At 72.0% G+C, this 20,837-nt stretch carries 17 protein-coding genes; 4 read left to right on the top strand and 13 right to left on the bottom strand.

The window, feature by feature from the left end; genetic code table 11:
• Positions 1-162: 162 nt before the first annotated feature.
• The 10 genes from ACFXOA_RS07630 to ACFXOA_RS07585 form a co-directional block, all read right to left on the bottom strand.
• Entirely contained in the window at positions 163-384 is a 222-nt protein-coding gene (locus ACFXOA_RS07630) for a helix-turn-helix domain-containing protein (protein WP_385023687.1), read from the bottom strand.
• Positions 384-869 (bottom strand): DUF2975 domain-containing protein, encoded by a 486-nt coding sequence (locus ACFXOA_RS07625; RefSeq protein ID WP_385023685.1) that lies wholly within the window; start codon positions 867-869, stop codon positions 384-386. Before ACFXOA_RS07625 ends, ACFXOA_RS07630 begins: the two co-directional genes overlap by 1 nt.
• A 123-nt stretch (positions 870-992) precedes the next feature.
• On the bottom strand, positions 993-3,266 hold the full coding sequence (locus ACFXOA_RS07620; protein WP_385023683.1) for a PQQ-binding-like beta-propeller repeat protein: 2,274 nt from the start codon (positions 3,264-3,266) through the stop codon (positions 993-995).
• Positions 3,267-3,573: 307 nt separating this feature from the next.
• Complete coding sequence (locus ACFXOA_RS07615) at positions 3,574-4,158, bottom strand: DsbA family protein (RefSeq protein WP_385023681.1); 585 nt, start codon at positions 4,156-4,158, stop codon at positions 3,574-3,576.
• A 63-nt stretch (positions 4,159-4,221) separates the two neighbouring features.
• The gene (locus ACFXOA_RS07610; RefSeq protein WP_385023679.1) at positions 4,222-5,514 is read right to left on the bottom strand and encodes a glycosyltransferase; all 1,293 of its coding nucleotides are present in this window, start codon (positions 5,512-5,514) and stop codon (positions 4,222-4,224) included.
• Positions 5,511-6,794: an MFS transporter gene (locus ACFXOA_RS07605; protein WP_385023677.1), complete on the bottom strand. Its 1,284-nt coding sequence runs from the start codon at positions 6,792-6,794 to the stop codon at positions 5,511-5,513. Before ACFXOA_RS07605 ends, ACFXOA_RS07610 begins: the two co-directional genes overlap by 4 nt.
• The gene (locus ACFXOA_RS07600) at positions 6,791-8,026 is read right to left on the bottom strand and encodes a glycosyltransferase (RefSeq protein ID WP_385023675.1); all 1,236 of its coding nucleotides are present in this window, start codon (positions 8,024-8,026) and stop codon (positions 6,791-6,793) included. Before ACFXOA_RS07600 ends, ACFXOA_RS07605 begins: the two co-directional genes overlap by 4 nt.
• A 65-nt stretch (positions 8,027-8,091) precedes the next feature.
• On the bottom strand, positions 8,092-9,471 hold the full coding sequence (locus ACFXOA_RS07595) for an FAD-binding oxidoreductase (protein WP_385023673.1): 1,380 nt from the start codon (positions 9,469-9,471) through the stop codon (positions 8,092-8,094).
• The gene (ribA, locus tag ACFXOA_RS07590) at positions 9,468-10,136 is read right to left on the bottom strand and encodes a GTP cyclohydrolase II (RefSeq protein ID WP_385023671.1); all 669 of its coding nucleotides are present in this window, start codon (positions 10,134-10,136) and stop codon (positions 9,468-9,470) included. Before ribA ends, ACFXOA_RS07595 begins: the two co-directional genes overlap by 4 nt.
• A 735-nt stretch (positions 10,137-10,871) precedes the next feature.
• Complete coding sequence (locus tag ACFXOA_RS07585; RefSeq protein WP_385023669.1) at positions 10,872-11,474, bottom strand: histidine phosphatase family protein; 603 nt, start codon at positions 11,472-11,474, stop codon at positions 10,872-10,874.
• 509 nt (positions 11,475-11,983) lie between these two features.
• Between ACFXOA_RS07585 and ACFXOA_RS07580 the strand changes: the two genes are divergently transcribed.
• Positions 11,984-13,132, top strand: coding sequence for a dihydrofolate reductase family protein (locus ACFXOA_RS07580; RefSeq protein WP_385023667.1), 1,149 nt, complete (start codon positions 11,984-11,986; stop codon positions 13,130-13,132).
• 214 nt (positions 13,133-13,346) lie between these two features.
• On the opposite strand, the gene ACFXOA_RS07575 is transcribed toward ACFXOA_RS07580, so the two are convergent.
• Positions 13,347-15,155 (bottom strand): flavin-containing monooxygenase, encoded by a 1,809-nt coding sequence (locus tag ACFXOA_RS07575; RefSeq protein WP_385023665.1) that lies wholly within the window; start codon positions 15,153-15,155, stop codon positions 13,347-13,349.
• Between the two features lie 187 nt (positions 15,156-15,342).
• Between ACFXOA_RS07575 and ACFXOA_RS07570 the strand changes: the two genes are divergently transcribed.
• Positions 15,343-16,365, top strand: a complete 1,023-nt coding sequence (locus ACFXOA_RS07570) for an SMP-30/gluconolactonase/LRE family protein (protein WP_385023663.1) — start codon at positions 15,343-15,345, stop codon at positions 16,363-16,365.
• Between the two features lie 107 nt (positions 16,366-16,472).
• Here ACFXOA_RS07570 and ACFXOA_RS07565 read toward each other — a convergent pair whose 3' ends face one another.
• Positions 16,473-17,087, bottom strand: a complete 615-nt coding sequence (locus ACFXOA_RS07565) for a TetR family transcriptional regulator (RefSeq protein ID WP_385023661.1) — start codon at positions 17,085-17,087, stop codon at positions 16,473-16,475.
• A gap of 477 nt (positions 17,088-17,564) precedes the next feature.
• On the opposite strand from ACFXOA_RS07565, the gene ACFXOA_RS07560 reads away from it, so the two are divergent.
• Both ACFXOA_RS07560 and ACFXOA_RS07555 read left to right on the top strand, forming a co-directional pair.
• Positions 17,565-18,953: an MFS transporter gene (locus ACFXOA_RS07560; RefSeq protein ID WP_385023659.1), complete on the top strand. Its 1,389-nt coding sequence runs from the start codon at positions 17,565-17,567 to the stop codon at positions 18,951-18,953.
• Complete coding sequence (locus ACFXOA_RS07555; protein WP_385023657.1) at positions 18,944-20,110, top strand: anhydro-N-acetylmuramic acid kinase; 1,167 nt, start codon at positions 18,944-18,946, stop codon at positions 20,108-20,110. The genes ACFXOA_RS07560 and ACFXOA_RS07555 overlap by 10 nt, the downstream gene beginning before the upstream one ends.
• 196 nt (positions 20,111-20,306) lie before the next feature.
• Here ACFXOA_RS07555 and ACFXOA_RS07550 read toward each other — a convergent pair whose 3' ends face one another.
• A complete protein-coding gene (locus tag ACFXOA_RS07550; protein WP_385023655.1) occupies positions 20,307-20,720 on the bottom strand; it encodes an FKBP-type peptidyl-prolyl cis-trans isomerase in 414 nt (137 codons plus the stop codon).
• Positions 20,721-20,837: the final 117 nt, after the last annotated feature.

Genomic DNA, 20,837 nt, shown 5'->3' with positions numbered 1-20,837 from the left:
CACGGGCCGCGGCGCCGGCTTCGGACCGCCACCGCGGGCATCCGCGCGGCTCGACGACTGCCATCCTCAGCTCCGTGTCATGGCGGCGACAAGAGTCGACGATGGCGAGCGTGCGACATGTCGCACGCTCGCCTCGCGGAGCCCTGCAGCCAATCGGGGGAGTCACCCTCCCGCGGCGTCCTCCGCCTCCCAGCGCAGCAGGTCGGCCGGCTGGCACTCGAGCACCTCGCAGAGAGCGGCGAGCGTGGAGAAGCGCACCGCCTTGGCGCGTCCGTTCTTGAGTACCGCCAGGTTGGCCGGCGTGATCCCCACGCGTTCCGCGAGCTCCCCCACGGACATCTTCCGCCTGGCCAGCATCACGTCGATGCCGACGACGATCGGCATCAGATCACCTCGTCCAGCTCGGCCCGCATCCGCGTCGCCTCGGCATCGCGCGCGACGGCCTGGGAGAGGAGCATGCGCAGCACCAGCACGATGAGCGCGACGCCGAGGATGGCCAGGCCGATCCCGCCCATGATGACGGTGACGCCCGGGTCCTCCCGCTGGCCCGGCGCGTTGAGGATCGTGACCGTGAACCACACGAGGGCGACCGCCACGATCGCTCCGATCACGACGTCCACGTGCCGGAAGGCCGCGAACGAGAAGACGGTGCCGCGCCGCACCATGGTCACGAGCTTCCATACGCTGCACACGGCGACCTGGACCGCCAGGACGCCCAGGACCGTCACCACGCGCAGCGCGTCCAGCGGAAGCGCCCCTTCCTCCGGGTCGGTGGCCAGCGCCCACACCATCAGCACCTGCACGCCCGCACTTCCGGCGAGCACCACCGCGAGCACGACGCGTAGCGCGCGCACCGCAATTGTTCCCATGACCTGCCCTCCCATCGAATGGCGATGTAAATCTATCGAATTTCGATACCTTGGGCAAGGGTGGTCCGCTCCGGTGCTCGAACAGGGTCCTCCGTCGTGGCCGGACGTCCGCGCGCGGGGGCGTCAGCGCGATCGCGGCGGGTTCTGCCCGTCGAAGGCGAAGAGCGTGTTCCCGTCGGCGGCCACGACCAGGACGCGCCCCGCCACGGTCACTCGCGGGCTCGCCCCCTGTTCGCCCGTCAGCCCGTCGGCCCGCGGGTCCGTCGCCCACAGCCGTCGGCCGTCGTCGGGTGACAGGGCGACCACCCTGCCGGTGGCCGAGCTGAAGTACACCGCACCGGTGCCCGCGACGGGACCCGACGCGCCCTCCACCTCGGTCTGCCGCGACCACTTCTCCCGGCCGGTGGCCGGGTCGAGTGCCGCGACGGAGCCCGTCCGCCCGCTGACGTAGACGGTGCCGTCCGCCATGCCGGGCGTGCCGCCGTACGTCTTCGGCAGCCGGGACCGGGTGACCTCCCGCGAGGCGGGATCGACCCGCACCACCCCGTCGTAGCCGGTCAGGGCCGCGCCTTCCCTGTGCTCCTGGAGGAGTACGAGCCTGCCTCCGGCGGCGCCGACCGGGACGGCGGGGCCGTCGACCGCGACGGGCCCGCCCAGCTCCCCTGTGGCACGGTCGACCGTGCGGATCGTGGGGTGGCGCACCTCCAGGGCGTCCACCTCCGCGTCCGTCGCGCACATCGCGAGGAGCTGCGTGCCCATGGGGACGGGAGCACACTGCGACCCCGCGGGGAACGCCGTCCTCCAGGCCACGTCACCGCTGTGGGCCTCGCGTGCCTCGAAGCGGGAGTTCGCGGCGTCCACCGTCACGACGACGGAGCCCGTCACGACGGCGTCCCTGGTCAGCCCGGTGACCGCGGTCGACTGGGCGCCGGACGGCACCGACCAGAGCTCGCGGCCGGTGACCGCGTCGAGGGCGACCACCTCGGCGGGTGGGTCCTGCGGGGCGTCCTCGGCGGCGAAGCGGTACCCGAGCACCGTGTCCCGCGTCGCCCCGACCAGGTGCAGCCCCTGGACCGGGACACCGGGACTCTTCGCCGTCCACTCGGACGTGCCGTCCAGGGCGCTGATCCGTGTCGCGACGACACTCCCTCCGCCGCAGAAGAGGGCGTCCGCGCGGGCGACACAGCGCAGTTCGTCGGGGATGTCCTCCCGGCCGCCCTCGACGGTCCTGGCCCACGGCTCGAAACCGTCGGGGAGCGCGGGGCCCGGTGTCACGGCACTCTCCGCCTTGCCGCCTTCCCCGCCCTCCCCGACGCCACCCGCCTTCAGCACGGCGGCTCCCCCACCGATCATCGCCACCGCCACCACGGCCGCGAGCACGGGCCGCACGCCACCGCGCAGGCGGCGACGGGCCGGGGCACCCGGTCCGCTCGCCGCGGGCGCGGGAGGCGACACGGACATCCTGTCCCCGTCGGCGACGGGGACGGGGGGATCGCCGGGTGCCGGGGTGGGCGCCTCCGCGAGGTGCGGCTGGGTGGCCATGTCTCGCACCCGGCCCGGGCCGACACCGTTCGTCTCGGCCTCGCCGAGGTCGGCGGGCAGGTCTCTCAGCAGGACGAGGAGTTCGTCCGCCGAAGGACGCCCCTCGGGCTCCTTGTCCAGGCACAGATCGACGATCGCACGCAGGGCCGACGGCACCGCGCCCAACGACGGCTCCTCGTGCACGACCTGATAGGCCGTCATGTAAGGGCTGTCCGAATCGAAGGGGCCTCGGCCGGTCGCGGAGTACACCAGCAGCGTGCCCAGGGAGAAGACGTCGGACCGTGGCCCGACGCCTCGCGGCTCCTGCAGCTGCTCCGGTGACATGAAGGGCGGGGTGCCGATGACCCGGCCCGTCATCGTCAGTGTCTGCTGGTCGGCGGCGCGCGAGATGCCGAAGTCGATGACGCGCGGCCCCTCGGACGAGAGCACGACGTTCGAGGGCTTCAGATCCCGGTGGACGACCCCCGCCCGGTGGATGTCGCGCAGCGCCTCCGCCAGGCCGATGGCGAGGTTCCGCAGCTCGGCCCCGTCCAGCGGGCCGTCGGCGGCGATGCGCTGGGCGAGTGTGTCGCCCGGGATGAACGCCGTCGCCATCCAGGGCTGTCCGGCCTCGGGCGCGGCATCGACCACGGCGGCCGTGAAGGCACCGCTCACCCGCCTCGCCGCAGCCACCTCCTGCCGGAAACGGATGCGGAACTCGTCGTCCGCCGCGAACTGCTGGTGGATCAGCTTGATCGCGATGGGCCGTCCCGAATCCGTACGGGCCAGGAAGACCGTGCCCATGCCGCCCGTACCGAGCCGTGCCTCCAGCGGATAACCGCCGATCTCGACCGGATCGCCGACGCGCAGCGACACTTCCGACCTCCCGCCTCTGTCACCACGGGCCTTGCTGCCCTGCACACAACCTAGTGGCAGGGCGGCCCCGCCCGGTCAGGCGGGTGACCGGCGGCGACGGTTCCCGCCGCGCACACCCCCGGGCCGCGATCGTACGTGCGCGGCCCGGCGGCATGCCCGTGATGCCGGACGAGGAGCTGAGAGGCGCCTCGCACCCGGGGGCGGCACGGTCCGTGGCGTGAACGGCCTGCCCGGCGGAGCGTTCCCGTTCCCTCCTGCTCCCGCTCCTGCTCCTGCGGGCGATCCGGCCCGGAGCCGGCCGGCAGGTTCAGTCCCTCGCCCTCTTCAGCTCGCTGAAGGCGGTGACGGTGGAGAGAGCGGCGACACCGTCGTAGAGACGGGATGCCTCCTCCCCGGTGGGCACGGCGGTGAGGATCGGCCCGAAGAACCCGCGGGCGTCGCCGAACGCGACGACCGGGGTGCCCGACTCCTGACCGACCCGGGCCTGCCCTTCGTCGTGCGATGCCCGCACGGCCTCGTCCCACGCCCCGTCGTCAGCCGCTGCCGCCAGCCCGGCGGGGAGGCCCGCCGCGGTCAGCGCCTGCTGAACGGTGCGGTCGTCCCAGTCGCCCCCGTTGTCGTGCACACGGGTGCCCAGTTCGGTGTAGAGCGCGTCCACCGCCTCGTCGCCCCCGTCCGCGGCGGACGCGGCCAGTACGCGCAGCACGCGCGCCGCACGCCGGTGCGCCTCCCGGTACCTGCCCGGGACGTCGTCCCGGTCCTCGTTGAGGACGGCGAGGCTCATCAGCCGCCAGCTCACCTTCTCGTCCCGGGCAGCCGCCTCCGCCCTCAGCCAGCGCGAGGTGCGCCAGGTGAAGGGGCAGCTGGGGTCGAACCACATCGTCGCGCTCATGCTGATCGTGGGTCCTTCGTCTCGAAGCGTTCGTTCTCGGCCGTACGACGGTCGACGACCGGTCTACGGGGTGGTGTTCAGGAAGGCCGCCGCCTGACGGAGCGTCCCGGCGCGGGAGAGGAAGCGCTCCTCGACCGTGGCCCGTGCGGCCTTGCTCCAGCGGCTCCGCCCCGCCTCGTCCGTGAGCGACCTGAGGACCGTCCCCGCCCAGATGTCGTCGCCTTCGGTGTAGGGGGTGAGGAGGCCGTTGACGTCGTGGTCGATCTGTTCGCCGATGCCGTCGACATCGGCGCCGACGACCACGGCGCCGCGCCACATCGCTTCGGCCACGGTGAGTCCGAAGCTCTCCCGGACGCTGTTCTGCACCACTGTCCGGGCGTATCGGCGCAGCACGTTGAGCGCGAGGTCCTCACCGGTGCGCCGCAGCGGGCCGAACCGCCAGATGTGCACGCGTTCGCGTACCGGTGGCGCCATGGCCTGGCGGGCTCTCATCAGCCCTTCCCACACCTCGCGGTTGACCGGGTAGTTCTGCCGGTCGTCGATGTGCGGGCCGACGAGCAGGAGTTCCACGTCGGGTTCCTGCCGCGCGAGGCTCTCGAAGGCCCGTACGACGCCGAGTTGTCCCTTCAGCGGATCCCAGCGGGACACCTGGAGCACGAAGGGCGAGTCCGGTCCGCGCAGACCGCCGGTTCCCCGGTCGTCCAGGACCACGGCGGCGTCGTCGCCCGTGCCGGGCGGCCCGGAGGTACCGCGGGCCGCGTGGATGTCGGACCAGAGTGCGGCGTACGTCTCCTCCGGGAGGTCCAGGTTCTTGGACGACCGCGGGTCGATGCCCGGTGGGACGACGAGGAGCCTGCGGTCGTCCTCCCAGCCGGGCCAGACCATGCGCCTGTGGGGGAAGAGCAGGTGGTCCACGGCGTCGAGCTGGGGCCGGAGGAAGGAGATCGCTTCCTGGTCGATCATGTCCAGGTGCTCGGAGCCGACGTGGCAGCGCCAGGCGATCCTCGGCGTCACGGGACGGATCGCGGTGGCCAGGGTGAGCACCATGGGGTCGTGGAGGACCACCACGTCCGCTTCCCTGGCGGCGGCGACCACGGCATCGGTGTTCGCGGCGAGGAACTGCTCCACGCCGGCACGCACCCGGTCCTCGGGGAAGTCGCCCACCGGCACGCCGTAGAGCGCGTTGTGCAGGACGAACGCGGCGTCGTGCGCCTGGCCCAGGTCGTTGGCCGTGACCCATCGGGGACGCCATCCGGCCTCCGTCAGATAGGGCAGTTCACTGCGGACGACCTCGCTGACGCCGCCCAGCTTGTCCGTGGTGCTGACATGGAGGATGCGGGGTCCGTCGGGGTTCATACGTCGATCCTCTTCGGCTCGGAGTGCAGGACGTCAGGGGGGAAGGCCCTCTCGCAGCGGACGAAGCCCAGTCCACCGACCGCGACGCAGACGCCCAGCACCAGCCACAGGGCCTGGCTGTTCCACTGGAGGAGGGCGCCCACGACAGCGGGCCCTCCCACGCCGGAGACGGTCCACGACATCTGGAAGACGGACGAGTACCTGCCGCGCAAGGGCACAGGTGCGGCCTCCATCGACAGGGACTGGGCCGGTGGTCCCGCTGACATCTCCCCGACGGAGAAGAGCATCATCCCGACGAGCGCGAGCCCCGTCGCGACGGCCGGGGAGGCCCCCGCGTCCGCTCCCGCCAGCACGGCGAAGGCGAGCAGGAAGGCGCACGCCCCGGTCAGCACCGCCCGGGTGCGCCGCAGGGATGCCAGGGAACGCGAGACGGCCGTCTGGAACAGCACGGTCATCGCGGTGTTGACGGCGAACGCGACGGAGGGCACCCAGGTGGGCAGGCCCAGCGTGTCGACGAAGTAGACCGGCAGCACGACGCTCGGCAGCAGCCACGCCATGGTCAGCGCCGTGTGTGCCGCTGTCATCACGACGTACGGGCGGTCCGCCAGGACCACCCGCCACCCGCCGCGCCCGGTGGCCGCTCCCGCGTCGCGGGGCACGGGCCCGGCCGTCCCTTCCCCGGAGGTCCGCGGGGTCATGCGCAGCCTCAGGAACACCACGGCCGACAGGAACGACGCACCCACCGCGGCGGCGAGTATCCCCCGGAGGGTGCCGACGTCGCCGATCGCGAGGGCCGCGGCGGCGGTCATCGCGCCCAGGCCGAGGGCACCGCTCTTGAAGGCGTTGACGACGGCGAACCAGCGGTCCAGCGTCTCCCCCTCAGCCACCTGTCCGGCGATGAACACGGGCCAGCCGACCCAGTACAGACGCTGCGAGAAGGAGATGAACGCGACCGCCACCACCACCTGGAACCAGCCGTGGATGTCGACCAGTCCCAGATATCCCAGCCCGCAGCAGGCGTTGGCCAGCACCAGGGTCCGCTGGGCTCCCCACCGGTCCGCCACGCTGCCGGCCACCGGGTTCAGCACGAGGGCGACGAGGCCGCCCCCGGTCAGGATCAGACCGATCTGCGCCACCGGCAGATCGGTGCTGAGCGTGAGGTAGAGGAAGGTGAGGGGGTAGAAGGCCCCGGCGGCGACCGTGTCCACGAGCAGGACGCCGAGCATGATCTTCCGCTGCGGGGTGTCGGCCAGGGTTCTCCGGGTGGCCTCGGCCGTCATCCCGGGTCCTTCTCGGAGAAGGCGATCCGCACCTCGCCACCGATCCGGTGTGCTTCGGCCAGGAGGTCCCCGGACCAGCGGCCCCACAGTCCACGCAGCCTCGATGTGATCACCACGAGATCGGCGGAGTCCGTTTCGAGGGCGGTACGCAGTCCGATCGCGTGCACGGTTCCGACACCGTCCGGCTCGGCACCGTCCTGCCGCCGTTCGTCGAAGTCGACGAACGTGCACGCGTCGATGCCGTCGGCCGCGCCGAGGTCCCGGAGGCCACCGGCCCCCATCACCACCACCCGGGCCGGCCGGGCACCACCCGGCAGGGGTTCGGCCACCAGACCGGCCACCTCCCGGCTCACGTCGATGTCCCGGGCCTGCCCGGACCAGTCCAGCAGCCGCCGGTACTCGTGTTCCAGGGGCGGGTCGTAGTGGTTCCTCGAGTACATCGCCCCGTACAGCTCCATGACCGGACCGGGGTGTTTCTCCCACAGAGTCCAGGAGTTGGCGCAGTTGCTGCTGCGGTTGCCGTCGAGATCGCGCTCGTGCGGACTCTCCAGGGCCCACGCGTCCTGCGACATCACGATCCGCATGCCCCGCCGGTGGACGCGGAAGCCGAACTCCAGGTCCTCCCCGCCCCAGGACCGGAAGTCCTCGTCGAAGCCTCCGACCGCGTGGAAGTCCTCGGCGGGCAGTGACATGTTGAGCGCCCACACGTTCATCCAGGGTGCGGCCAGACGCCCCAGGTCGAAGCCGACCTCTTCCAGGTCGTCGTGACGCAGGTCCCGGAACTCGGGGTGATCGGCGTACTTGCGCACCACCTCCTCGGGCTGATGGCCGGTGATGGCCTCCGCGAGCCCCGGGAACGGCCGGTACGGGTTGTAGCCGTACGTGTACCCCAGGACGAGCCGGCCCGTGGCCCCGCCGTGCCGGTGTGCCGCGAGGTGCTCCTCGAGGAAGTCGGGACCGACCAGGGCCCCGGTGTCGAGGAAGACGAGCAGGGGTGCGCAGGCCGACCGGGCGCCGCCGTTGCGGACGGCGGCGGCCCGGAAGCCCAGGTCCTCCTGCTTGTACGAGACCATCCTCAGTCTTGAGGCGAACGAGTCGACCACTTCTGCGGTGTGGTCCGACGACCCGTCATCCGCGACGACGACCTCGAACCGTTCCGGCGCCAACCGCTGCCGTACGAGCCCTTGAAGTTGCTGCCGGAGGAGGTCGGCCCGATTGTAGGTCGGAATCACGACTGAAACCTGCGCATCGGGAAGTTGCGTCATCGCTTTCCTTAGCTGTGGGGGTCCGGGTCCGCTCAGGCGTGGGCGGGTGCCGACGGAAGGGGGCTCGCCGGCCCGAAGACTCCGTCGGGGTCCAGCCGCCTTCGTACGTCCAGGAGGGAACGGGCCGTTCCTTCGGCGATCCGACCGGGACGGTTCAGGTCGGCGGGATCGCTCGCGTAGTTGACGTAGTCGGCGTGCCCCTCCCCGCGGAGGGACCACGGACGGCACAGCCGGCTGACACCGCGGGCCCAGTCCCGCCGGGCGGCGTCCTGCGCGGGGTCCCGCCAGATCGCCATGGCCAGCACGGTGAACGCCGCGTCGCGGAAGGTGATGGTCCCGGGCACCTCGGCGTCGGGCACGGCACCGCCGAGCGGTGTGATGAGGACCGTGTCCTCGACGCCGTCCCCGCAGCCGCCGCGCATGTAGTGGTCGACGAGCCCGTCGGCCAGTTCCACGGGCAGCGCGGTGATCGAGGACGTCGTCCAGTAGTGCCGCAGCCCGAAGTCGGTCTCACCCAGCGAGGCCTGCATGGACAGGTAGGAGCGTGGACCGAAGTCCATGCCCGTCAGCGGCGCGCAGGCCATGATCCGCTCGATCCGCCGTACGGCCTTCTCGTCCGTACCGGAGTAGCAGATGTTGGCGACGACGGAGCGGGCGGCCGGATCTCCCCAGGGTTCGAGCATGAGCTGGCAGGTGAGCTCCGCCGGCGCGTCGTCCATCAGCTCGGCGAACGCCTCCATGACCCTGGCCGCATGGGGCAAGGGGTAGGCGAAGCGGCCTCCGTACACCTGCGACACGGGGGCGAGTGCGAAGGTGAACTCGTCCACCACCCCGAGGCCGTGCCCCGAACCGCGCAGCAGGGAGTTCAGCTCGGGGTCCCGCTCGGCATCGACCTGGCGCCGCATCCCGTCCCCTGTGACCATCCGGTAGGACTCCACCCGGTCGCAGGCCAGGCCCAGACTGCGCGTGAGGTAGCCGATCCCGCCCCCCAGGGTGAGCCCGGCGACACCTGTGGAGCCCACCGTGCCTCCGGTGGTGGCGAGTCCGTACCGCGCGGCGGCGGCATCGATGTCGTCCCAGGTCGCACCGCCCTGGACCCGGGCCACGGAGCGCACCGGATCGACCGTGACGCCCCGCATCAGCCTGAGGTCCAGGACGACTCCGCCGTCGTTCGAGCCCGCACCCGCGACGTTGTGTCCACCGCCACGCACGGTGACGGTCGTACCGGCCTCACGCGCGGCCAGGACGAGGGCGGTGATCTCGGCGCTGTCGGCCGGTGTGCAGATGACGGCGGGGCGGTGGTCGTGCATGCCGTTGAACAGCCGGCGCAGCGGGTCGTACCGGGGATCCTCCGCGGTGACGACCCGCTGGGGGCACGCCTCCTCCAGGAGCTTCACCACGGCCGGGTTCACGAAGCCGTCCCGTGTCCGAGGGCGATCCGGTGCCCGGCGAAGTCCACCTTCGTCCGGAGGTAGTAGTCGTTGAAGGGGTTGGCGTGGCAGCCGGTGGGCACGGTCTCGGCCACTCTGATCCCGTGTTCCGAGAGCTGCCGTTGTTTGTCGGGGTTGTTCGTCACGAGACGGATCTCGTCGTACCCGAGCGCGGACAGGACCGCGGCGGCGATGCCGTAGTCACGGGCGTCGTCGGGCAGGTTCAGTTTCCGGTTGGCCTCGAAGGTGTCGATGCCGGAGTCCTGCAGGACGTAGGCGTCCAGTTTGTTGTACAGGCCGATGCCTCGGCCCTCCTGCCTCAGGTAGAGGAGGATCCCGCCCTTCTCCGCGAACATCGCGAGGGATTCGGCGAGTTGGGGCCCGCAGTCACAGCGCAGTGATCCGAAGACGTCTCCGGTGAGGCATTCCGAGTGCAGGCGGACCAGCGGCAGCGGGCCGGGGTCCTCGAACACCACGGCGAGGGGCTCCTTGTCGACCGGTAAGTCGGCCGGCAGTCCTCGGAAGGAGTAGACGGTGGGAGATGCCTCCGACGCGTCCGGGAGCGCGATCGGGACCTTCACCGCGGTACGGACGGTCAGTGAGGGACGTTCCCGATCGCCTTTGACGGCATGGGTGAGCTGGGTCATCCGGGTTCCTTTCTCATGACGGACTACGTGGTGGCGCGAGCGGACGCGCACGTCGGCGCGTGCCCGCCGGTCGTCGACCGGAGGCACGAGGGATCTCGGGACGGTACGGGGGAGGCGGCGCCGGCACCGTGGGGTCAGCGCCGCCCGGCGAGGAACCGGGCTGCCGCCCGGCCCGTTCCACGGCACGCGGACGCCCGCCCGGACAGCGGGAAACCAGCCCGCCGGACGCCGGGCAGGCGCCGGTACACAGCGATGTGACTCAGGAACAGCGCGCGGAGCGGGGCACGTGACCGGTACTTCCCCCGCCACAGCCCCCAGGGGACCGAGGGGAGATCGCTACGCAGCGGCACATGCCCGTGACGACGCGCCCCGCGACGCGCCCGCACCGAGACCTACGGATACCGGGATGATCGTGATGTCGTGGTGTGGCCATGACAGCGCTCATTTCCCCCGTCGACGAGAAGAAGTGGCGTCGTTGCGGGACGCCACCGTCTGTTCGCATACCGATCACCCCCTGCCACCTGCGGTGCGGGAGCGCTCCCACGAAGAGTTGCATGACCGTTTGCCGCCGTCAACAAGGTCACTCCGGGGCCTCCCGTCGACCACCGGCCCGTCGGACCTCCAGGATCCGGAACGCAGCAGGTCACCGCCGCCCTCGCGGCAGGCTCACGAAACTCCGGCGAAACATGAGGCGAGCCGCGGGCCCCGGGGGACAGTGTTCCCGAAACAACGGATTCAGCGCAGATGCGAAGTGTCGTTGAAAACTCGCATGGATGCCTTCGACCCGGTGCAGGAGAGACCCGAGAAGGACGCCGGTGAGAGCTCCATGGCGAACAGCGACTCCCCCGGCGCCCCGAGCGCCGTCTGGATCAGCACCTTGATCGGGGTGACATGGCTGACCGCGAGAACGGTCCGGCCTCCGTACCGGGAGACCAGATCCTCCTTGACCCGGGCCAGTCGTCCCGCCACGTCGGCGAAACTCTCCGAACTCCCGGTGGGCGGCGTCCGGGCCGACGCGTGCCAGGCCGCCAGGTCATCGGGGAACCGGGACTCCACCTCCTCGTAGGTCAGCCCCTCCCAGTCCCCGAAGTCCGCCTCCCGCAGCCCTTCCTCGATCACCGGTTCCAGACCGAGACACCGGGATACCGCCGCCGCGGTCTCCCGGCAGCGCCGGAGCGGGGAACAGAGCACCACGTCGACACCGGCGCCCTCCAGCAGGGTGGCGGCCGCAGCGCGGTCCGCCTGCCACCTCCCCACGTCGGACAGCCCGGGGTCGGCACCCCCGCTCCCGGAGAAGCGCTTCTCGGGGGTCAGAACGGTCTCGCCGTGACGGAGCATCAGCAGCGTCGTCCGGGGCTCGGCACTCCCGCCCCGGGGGCTCCAGCCGCCCCCTCCCGAGAGGAGACGACCCGGCGCGATGGAGCCAACAGGGCCTGATGTGTTGGAAGTTGATGTCATCCGCTCAGGCTAAGGCGCGTCCGGCCGGCATACGGCACCGCCCGGGACGCCCCCTGCGGACCCTCGTGGATGCCAGATCCACGTGTCGCCGGACCCGCAGGCCACCGGCCGATGCGAGGGCTCTCTCCGGATCCGGACGGTGCGCGGGGACCCCTCCGGACCGCGACGCCTTACCCCGGGCCGGCACGCCCCACCCCGGACCGGCCCCTGCCACCGCGGCGCCCGACCGCACCTTCCGGCCAACTCTCCGGCCTAGATCTTTCGCCCAACTCCCATGCGTCACATGCCTGTTATCTTTCCGGTGCGCGACTCATCCCCCGACCGCGGAACGCGTCCCACCGGGCCGTGGACCAGGGCCCGGTGCGAGTCCTCACAGAAGGGGTGATCCGATGACGAGCCGCCCGTATGTCGTGCTGTCGGCCGCCATGAGCGTCGACGGCCACCTGGACGACGCCGGTGACCGCAGGCTGATGCTGTCCAACGCCGAGGACTTCGACCGGGTCGACGAGGTGCGGGCGGGCGCCGACGCGATCCTGGTCGGCGCGAGTACCCTTCGCCGCGACAATCCTCGCCTTCTGGTGAACAGCGAGCAGCGCCGGACCGCACGGGTGGCGCGCGGGCTGCCCGCACACCCCTTGAAGGTCACCGTCACCGCTTCCGGCCGCATCGACCCCGACCTCAGATTCTGGCGGCACGGGGACAGGAAGCTCGTCCTGACCGTGGACGGCTCGCTCGCGGAGGTCCGGAGGAAGCTGGACGGACTGGCCGAAGTGGTGAGCGTCGGGCCTGAGTTCGACTGGGGGCGGGCCCTGGACGAACTCGGCCGGCGGCGCGTCGAACGGCTCCTCGTCGAGGGCGGGGGCACGGTGCACACCCAGTTGATGGAGCAGGATCTCGCCGACGAACTCCACCTGGTCGTGGCCCCTCTGCTCGTCGGACAGGCCGGGGCGCCGAAGTTCCTCGGCCCTGCCCACTACCCGGGCGGACCCACCGCGCGCATGCGGCTGGTGGAGACGCGGGCCATCGGTGACGTCGTGCTGCTGCACTACGCGCCGAAGCAGCGGCAGCGGGCAGGCGGCCCTGACCGCGACCTCGATCTCCACTGGATGCGCAGGGCGATCGAGCTGGCGGCGAAGTGCCCTCCCTCGGAGGGTGCGTACTCCGTCGGCGCGGTGATCGTCGGCTCCGACGGCACCGAGCTCTCCCACGGGTACAGCCGCGAGGCCGATCCGCACGTACACGCGGAGGAGTCGGCGCTCGCGAAGCTGCCGCCGGGCGATCCGCGGCTGCGGACCGCGACGATCTACACCAGTCTGGAACCCTGCTCGCAGCGCCGGTCGCGTCCTCACCCGTGCGCCCGGCTGATCCTCGCCGCCGGCCTGCCGCGGGTCGTCACCGCCTGGCGCGAGCCCTCGCTGTTCGTGGACGACTGCGTCGGTGTCGAACAGCTCCGGGCGGCCGGTGTGACGGTGGTGGAGTTGCCGGAACTCGCCGAGGAGGCGGAATCGGTCAACGCCCATCTGTTCGGGACCGGCTGAACCGCGAACGCCGCCGCCCCTTCGGACTCGGGCCCGTCGCGATCGACTCCGCGCGCCGCGGACAGGAGGCGGGCCGCCCCGGAGCCCTGACCGAGGAGGCCCGCTGCCCACCGCTCACGCGCCGGCACCTCCGCGCGCCCGCGGCCCCGTCGCCCGGGGGAGGCCGGCCGGCGCGCCGGCCCGTACCGGTGCGGGTGCAGCGGAGGAGGAGGTGCTACCGGGCGGCGGTGGCCCTGGGCCGCAGGACCTCCGCGATCGACTCCTCGCGCCACCGCCGGAGCAGTTCGTGGAACGCGACGGCTCCATGGGGATACGCGCTCGCGGAGTTCGGCCGGCCGAGTCCTTCGCGGTTGTAGTAGCCAGGGGTGCATTCGGCGTGGAACCACTCGTGGTCCGCCGCCCCCTCGGCCAGGACGGCCAGCCAGGCGTCCTCGGCCTCCGGCGACGGTTCGAGAACGGCCCGCCCTGCCTCGGCGGCGGCGACGAGGGCGGCGGCGTGGACGGCCTGTTCGTCGAGTACGTGCGTGAAGTTGACGCTGCTGGCGTTGTGCAGGGACCCCATGTGGATCAGGTTCGGGAAGCCGTTGCCGGTGAACCCGTGCAGGGTCCTCGGCCCCTGTCGCGCCCACGTGTGCAACAACTGGGTACCGCCCCGCCCGTGGACGGGAAGCCTGCCGGACAGGATGCCGGAGACCCCGACGGAGAATCCCGTGGCGAAGATCAGGCAGTCGAGTTCGTACGTGCGGTCGCCGACGACCGCTCCGTGCTCGGTGACGCGCTCGATGCCATGGGTGTCGGCGGTGTCGACCAGCGAGACGTTGTCGCGGTTGAACGCCGCGTAGTACGTGTCGGAGAAGGTGGGGCGCTTGCAGGCGTACCGGTACCAGGGCTTGAGCTTCTCGGCCGTCCCGGGGTCCTCGACCGACCGCTCGACACGGGCGCGCAGCTCGCTCATCTTCACCGCGTCCGCCGCCTCGTACGCGGCTTCGAAGGAAGGTCCCTGCTCCTCACGGCGGAAGCTGGGCAACAGCTTCTCCAGGAGAGCCGCCGAGGCGGTCCAGCCGTCGGACACGAGATCGCGGGCGGCCTGCTCGCCGGAGACGATGCGCAGGAAGTTCTCGCGCCGTTCGTGGGCCCAGCCCTCGCGATCGGCGCCGACGTCCTCGGCCGTGGTCCGGCGATTCGCGCGCACGTCGACGCTCGAGGGCGTGCGCTGGAAGACGTAGACGTGCTCGGCGTCCTCGGCCAGCATCGGGATGGCCTGGACACCGGTGGCGCCGGTTCCGACGATTCCCACCCGCTTCCCCCGGAGGCCGGTCAGACCGCCCTCCGGGGTGCCGCCGGTGTAGGAGTAGTCCCAGCGCGAGGTGTGGAAGGTGTGGCCGCGGAAGGTCTCGATGCCCGGTATCCCGGGCAGCTTGGGCTCGGACATGGTCCCGGTCGAGGTGACGACGTACGTGGCGTGGAAGGCGTCGCCGCGGTCGGTGGCCACGATCCACTTCTCGGTCGCCTCGTCCCAGGTGAGCGAGGTGACGGCGGTGGAGAACAGGGCGTCGGGGTAGAGGTCGTACTTCCGCGCGATGCGCACGGCATGACGGCGGATCTCCTCGCCGGGGGCGTACTTCCACTCCGGCACGTACCCGGTCTCGTCGAGCATCGGCAGGTAGACGTGCGACTCGATGTCGCAGTGGATCCCCGGGTAGCGGTTCCAGTACCAGGTGCCGCCGAAGTCTCCGCCCTTGTCGACGATCCGTACACGTTCGACGCCCTGCTGCCGCATCCGCGCGCCCGCGAGGATGCCGCCGAATCCGCCACCGACCACGGCGACGTCGACCGAGTCCTTCAGCGGCTCGCGTCCGACCGTCTCCTCGGCGTACGGATCGGCGGCGTAGTAGCCGAAGTCCGCTTCCGCGGCACGGTACTGGCGGGCGCCGTCGGGGCGCACCCGCCGTTCGCGTTCATGGCTGTAGCGCTGCCTGAGGGCGTCGAGATCACCGGGTTCGGACAGGTGAGTGGTCGTCATGTGGGGGGGCTCACTCCATTCGTTCGGCCACTCCGGACCGAGCGGCCATCCGCTACGGTAGCAACAACCGGACACCACTGTCCGGTTGCTCCACGGGTGGCCCCCACCACACCCGCCGGGCACCTCCGCGCCCCGGGCGGACCAGGCCGGCCGGGGCATTGCGCAGACAGAGAAGAGTGATCCCCCCATGCGACGACTTCCGTTCCGGTCCCTCGCGGCTCTCGCCGCCGTCGGCACCATGGCCCTCACCGGATGCGGGACGGAGAGGAGCGGCCCGGCCGAGGGCACACCGGCCGCCGCGGGCGCGGGCAGGACCGTCCACGCCCACCAGGTCGTGCGGCTCACGAAGGTTCACCAGGAGACCGGGATGACCTTGCTCGAGGGCCCCACCTTCGACAGCGACGGCAAGCTGCTCGTCGTCGACGTCACCGCACCCGCGGGTGTACCGAAGCTGCTGCGCGTCGACGTGCGGAGGAGGACGTCGCAGGCCGTGTACACGGACGACCGGGGCGCCTACACCTCGGCACAGTCCAGCCCGTACGACGGCCGGCTGTACCTGACCGACTACGCCCACGGCGAGGTGGTCAGCCTGGCCCCGGACGGGAGCGACCCGAAGACCTTCTTCTCGGGCGAGGTCGACGGCGCGAGGATGAATCCCGACGACATCGCCTTCGACCAGGAGGGCAACCTGTACGTCAGCGACTCCAGGAGCCAGTCCCCCGGCGACTCGCGGGGCCGAGTGGTGCGGATCGAGCGCGACGGCGGGAAGGCCACCGTCGTCGCGGACCGGCTGGCCTCACCGAACGGCATCTCCTTCGACGAGGACTACCAGGGGCTCTGGGTGAGCGAGCTCACCCAGAACCGGATTTCCTACCTCCGCCTGGACGGGGCGGGGGCCATGACGTCCCGGCACACGGCGATCCGGGTGGACGGCGGGATCGCCCAGACCGACTCGATCGCCGTGGACGCGGACGGCAACCTCTACCAGGCGCTCCACGGACGAGCCGCCATGGCCGTGTACGGCCGGGACGGTGAGCGCCTGGCGACGGTCGAGATCCCGGCCGGCACCGAAGGGCTCGAATCGGCGACCAACGTGGCGATCACGCCCGGCGGGACCAAGGCGTACATGACCGTCAGCGGACCGGCCGGCGGCTACCTGTACACCTTCGACGCGCTCGCCGAGGGAACCCGGCAGTCCAACGGAGGCTGACCACCCGGCCCCGGCCCGGCTCGGGCGTGCCTGAGCGCTTCCGGCTCGGCTCGTCCCGGGCCCCGACCGAACCGTCCGGTCCCGGCGCGGACGAGGCCTGAGCCGCCTCAGCCCCGTTCAGCCGTCGGATGCCGGCCGCCGAAGGGGCGGACCGGCCCCACTTCGACGCCGAGGAGTCGCCATGCGGCCGCCGCCCGGCGTTCCCGCGATTCGCGTGCGGGGCCGCTGGTGGCGCCGGAGACCATGCCGACGGCGATCATGAGGTCGTCGCCCCCGCCCAGCCGGTGCCGCGCCGGCAGTGTTCGCCGCAGGGCGGCCTCCACCCTGGCCGACAGGACCCGGGCGTGGGCGAGCGTCGCCGCGTGGCCTGCCGCACCGTTGCTATGCAGCAGACCGAGGAAGGCGGCCGAATCCGTCAGGTGCCACGTCAGAACACCGAGGACGTCGGCGAGAAGAGCCCCTTCGGCCGCGGCCGCCTCCTCGACCTGTCGCACGTTCTCCTCCAGGACCGCGATCGCCACGGAGTCCCGGTCCGGGAAATGGCGGTACAGGACCCCCTGGCCGACCCCGGCGCGACGCGCGATCGAGGACAGCGGGGCGTACAGCCCCTGGGACGCGAAGATCTCCCGCGCGGCCGCGATCAGGGCCTCACGATTGCGCGCAGCCGCCTTCGGCCCGTCGTTCGCGGGCCGCCGCCCGGTGGGCACAAGGGGCTGAGTCATCCCGAAAGGGTACCGGGCCGGCCCCGACAACGACGGGTGCCAGGACCCGCGGGAGCCCCTCCGAACCGGCCCCTACGGCCTCCGCCTCCCACTCCGGGCCGGATGCCGAGCACACATCCTTCGGCGAGTGCGCTGCTCGCGGCCGGACGTGCGGGTTCCACTGCTCACCGACGCACCGCCGTTCCCGCTGAACCGCTCGGCCCGTCCGGTCGCTCCCCGGCCCGCCCCGGCCCGTGCCCGAGATCCGCGGCGGGAGGTGCGCCCGGCATGCGCCGATGCCGGCCGTCACGGGACCCTCGGGCCGTACGGGACCGATCCGCGCGCACCGGCACTCCGCACGGCGCCGACCTGCGGACACCACGGAACGTCACCCCTTGCCATCGCGGCTTTCCATGGTCCACGCTGTGCCGAGAGGTCTGGACCACCTGCCCTCTCCTCAGCCGTCCACCCCCGCACGCCGCCGTCCGGAGGCCCCCCATGGACACGCCCTCCCCCGTTCCTTCCCCCACATCCCCACCCGCCCCCGCCTCCGCGGGCCCGCCCCGCCGCGCTCTGGCCGCCGGCGCCGTCGGCAACTTCATCGAGTGGTACGAGTTCGGCGTATACGGCTACTTCGCCACCATCATCGCCGCCAACTTCTTCACCCCGGGCGGAGGCAGCGAAGCCGAAGGGCTCATCGCCACCTACGCCTCGTTCGCCCTGGCGTTCTTCTTCCGCCCCGTGGGTGCCGCGCTGTTCGGCCGGCTCGGGGATCGCATCGGCCGCAGGCCCACCTTGATCACCGTTCTGCTGCTGATGACGGGGGCCACGACCCTGATCGGGGTCCTCCCGACGTACGCGACGGTCGGCGCCCTGGCCCCGTGGCTGCTGACGCTCCTGAGGGTGGTCCAGGGGCTGTCGGCCGGTGGCGAGTTCGGTGGGGCGGTGGCGGTGATGACCGAGTTCGCACCACCCGGGCGCCGCGGTCTCTACGGTGCCTGGCAGTCCTTCACCGTGGCACTGGGCCTGCTCGCCGGGGCCGGAGTGGCAGCGATTCTCGCGACATCGCTGACGGAGGCGGCTCTCCACGACTGGGGCTGGCGCCTGCCGTTCCTGCTGACCCTGCCCATGGGTGCGGTGGCGCTGTGGCTGCGCCTGAAGCTCGACGAGACGCCGAGCTTCGTCAGGGAGTCCACGGACGCTCCGGCCGGACCCGTGCAGCGAACGGCTCCCGCACCGGCTCCGGCCGGTGAGACGGCGAAGGCGATCCTGCTGGGCGCCGGACGGCTGATGGGCTGGTCCGCGGCCGGCTACACCTTCCTCGTCGTCATGCCCTCCTACCTGCAGTCCGTCCTCGACGCCAGTTTCCAGCAGGCCCTGGTCGCGACCGTGCTCGCCAACGCCGGTTTCGCGGCTTCGATCCTCCCCGCGGGCCGGCTCAGCGACCGGGTCGGCCGGCGGGCGGTGATGCTGACCGGTGCCGTGGTGATCGCCGTACTGTCGCTGCCCTTGCTCAACCTGCTCCAGGACCCGGGTTCGTCCGCCGTGCTGCGTGGCGTCGCCGTGTTCCTCGCCGGCGCGGCGGTGGGCATGCTGGCCGGTCCCGGGCCCGCGATGCTGTCGGAGATGTTCCCGACCTCGGTGCGGTACACGGGCCTGGGGCTCGCGTACGCACTGTCCAACGCCGTGTTCTCCGGCTGCGCGGGCCTGATCATCACCGAGCTGGTGGACCGGACCGGGGACGCCGACGTCCCCGGCTACTACGCCGCCGCCACCTGTGCCGTCAGCGTCCTCGCACTGTGGACTCTGCGCGGCGACGACCACGCCCGCCCGCTCCGCGGCGCGGCTGCCACCTCCGACACCGAGGAGTCCCCCGAATGCGCGTGATCGGCCTGATGTCCGGCACCTCCTACGACGGCATCGACGCGGCAGCGGCGGACATCGAACGTGACGGTGACACCCTCGTCGTCCGTCCTCTGGGCATGGTCACCGACAGCTACACGGAGGAGTTGCGCACCGCTCTCGCCGCCGCCATGCCACCGGCGCCGACCACCCTGCGCGATGTGTGCGTGCTGGACACCGGGATCGGCCGGGCATTCGCCGAGGCAGCCGCCCGGGCCGACACGGAACTGTGCGGCGGGCGGGCCGAACTCGCCGTCTCCCACGGCCAGACCGTCTACCACTGGGTCGAAAAGGGCCAGGTCCACGGCACGCTCCAGATCGGACAGCCGGCGTGGATCGCCGAGCGGACGGGGCTGCCCGTCCTCGCCGACCTGCGGACCCGGGACGTGGCGGCCGGCGGGCAGGGGGCTCCGCTGGTCAGCATGGTGGACGCCCTCTGGCTGGCGGGGCGAGGGGGGACACCTGTCGCTCTCAACATCGGCGGCATCGCCAATGTGACGGCCGTCCGGGACGGCGCACACCTCGCCTTCGACACAGGCCCGGGCAACGCGCTGCTGGACGCCGCCGTCAGCCACGGCACCGGCGGGCGTCTCACCTACGACGCGGGCGGCGAGCTGGCCGCCCGCGGCCGGGTGCGGCCGGAGCTCCTGCGGACCCTGCTCGGTGAGCCGTACTACGGCCTCCCGGCACCCAAGACCACCGGCAAGGAGCTCTTCCACCTCCCCTACCTCCTCGACCGGCTGTCCGGTCACGGGCAGATTCCGCTGGAGGACGTGGCGGCGACGCTGACCCGGCTCACCGCGGTCACGGTGGCCGACGCGGTACGGGACCTGGGCGCGAGCGAGGTGATCGCCTCCGGCGGCGGGATCCTCAACCCGGAGCTGATGCGCGCGCTGCGCGAGGAACTCTCCGTGCCGGTGCGGACGTCGGACGAAGCCGGTCTGGCTTCCGCCTCGAAGGAAGCGCTCGCCTTCGCCGTGCTGGGCTGGCTCGGCGTCCACGGTCTGCCCGGCACCCTGCCGTCCTGCACCGGCGCCCGTCGGCCGGCCGTACTCGGGTCGCTCACTCCGGGCCTGCGCGGTTTCCCCGTCCTCGCGCAGGGCGGAGAGGCTCCGCGCTCCCTCCGCGTCGAGGGCGGCTGAGGAGATGCGCCGGGCGCGCTGTCGGCGGCGGGGCTGCCCGCAGCGGCAGCCCACGTCCGGCGGCAGCGTGACGCACCGGATCGGCCGGGGACGGATGTGCCGTGCCCCGCGGGCATGGCGCATCCCGGGGTGCGCGACCGGTCCACCCGTACACGGCATCGTGCGGCGGGCGGCGGCGGCCGGAGAGTGCCGGTGCTCAGGCCGGGCCCGGCCTCGCTCCGGCCGTCCCGCCCGCCACGGTCAGCAGGTCCACGACGAAGATCAGCGTCGATCCGGCGGGGATCGACGGGGAGGGTGACTGCTTGCCGTAGCCCAGGCGCGGCGGAACGATGATCTCGCGCCGGCCGCCGGGCCTCATCCCCCGCACCCCGCGGTCCATGCCTTTCACCACCTTGCCGCCGCCCACGGCGAACTTGTAGGGCCTGCCCCCGTCCCAGGAGGAGTCGAACTCCCTGCCTGACGCGAACGTGACACCTACGTAGTGGACTTGGACGACCCTTCCCGGCAGGGCCTCCGGTCCCTCCCCGACCACGAGATCGCGGATCGTCAGCTCGGTGGGCGCGGCAGCGCCCTCCGGGACCTCGACTCCAGGTTTCACCGGTTCGCTCATCACGTTCCCTTCGCTCGCCACCGGGGTTCCTCGCGAAGCCCGCCGGACACATGGGTCTCCCATGCGGCGACGATCACGCTACCGGCGGCGCCGGGGGCGTGCCGCCGGGCGGCGCCT

This window comes from Streptomyces sp. NPDC059166 (assembly GCF_042755185.1).
Lineage (GTDB): Bacteria > Actinomycetota > Actinomycetes > Streptomycetales > Streptomycetaceae > Streptomyces.
This window is presented reverse-complemented; position numbering and strand designations above follow the sequence as displayed.

Excerpts from the sequence above, each read along its gene's own strand:
- ACFXOA_RS07630 (WP_385023687.1), bottom strand. The coding sequence starts at position 384 with ATGCCGATCGTCGTCGGCATCGACGTGATGCTGGCCAGGCGGAAGATG.
- ACFXOA_RS07625 (WP_385023685.1), bottom strand. The coding sequence starts at position 869 with ATGGGAACAATTGCGGTGCGCGCGCTACGCGTCGTGCTCGCGGTGGTG.
- ACFXOA_RS07615 (WP_385023681.1), bottom strand. The coding sequence starts at position 4,158 with ATGAGCGCGACGATGTGGTTCGACCCCAGCTGCCCCTTCACCTGGCGC.
- ACFXOA_RS07610 (WP_385023679.1), bottom strand. The coding sequence starts at position 5,514 with ATGAACCCCGACGGACCCCGCATCCTCCATGTCAGCACCACGGACAAG.
- ACFXOA_RS07605 (WP_385023677.1), bottom strand. The coding sequence starts at position 6,794 with ATGACGGCCGAGGCCACCCGGAGAACCCTGGCCGACACCCCGCAGCGG.
- ribA (WP_385023671.1), bottom strand. The coding sequence starts at position 10,136 with ATGACCCAGCTCACCCATGCCGTCAAAGGCGATCGGGAACGTCCCTCA.
- ACFXOA_RS07585 (WP_385023669.1), bottom strand. The coding sequence starts at position 11,474 with ATGCTCCGTCACGGCGAGACCGTTCTGACCCCCGAGAAGCGCTTCTCC.
- ACFXOA_RS07580 (WP_385023667.1), top strand. The coding sequence starts at position 11,984 with ATGACGAGCCGCCCGTATGTCGTGCTGTCGGCCGCCATGAGCGTCGAC.
- ACFXOA_RS07575 (WP_385023665.1), bottom strand. The coding sequence starts at position 15,155 with ATGACGACCACTCACCTGTCCGAACCCGGTGATCTCGACGCCCTCAGG.
- ACFXOA_RS07570 (WP_385023663.1), top strand. The coding sequence starts at position 15,343 with ATGCGACGACTTCCGTTCCGGTCCCTCGCGGCTCTCGCCGCCGTCGGC.
- ACFXOA_RS07565 (WP_385023661.1), bottom strand. The coding sequence starts at position 17,087 with ATGACTCAGCCCCTTGTGCCCACCGGGCGGCGGCCCGCGAACGACGGG.
- ACFXOA_RS07560 (WP_385023659.1), top strand. The coding sequence starts at position 17,565 with ATGGACACGCCCTCCCCCGTTCCTTCCCCCACATCCCCACCCGCCCCC.
- ACFXOA_RS07555 (WP_385023657.1), top strand. The coding sequence starts at position 18,944 with ATGCGCGTGATCGGCCTGATGTCCGGCACCTCCTACGACGGCATCGAC.
- ACFXOA_RS07550 (WP_385023655.1), bottom strand. The coding sequence starts at position 20,720 with ATGAGCGAACCGGTGAAACCTGGAGTCGAGGTCCCGGAGGGCGCTGCC.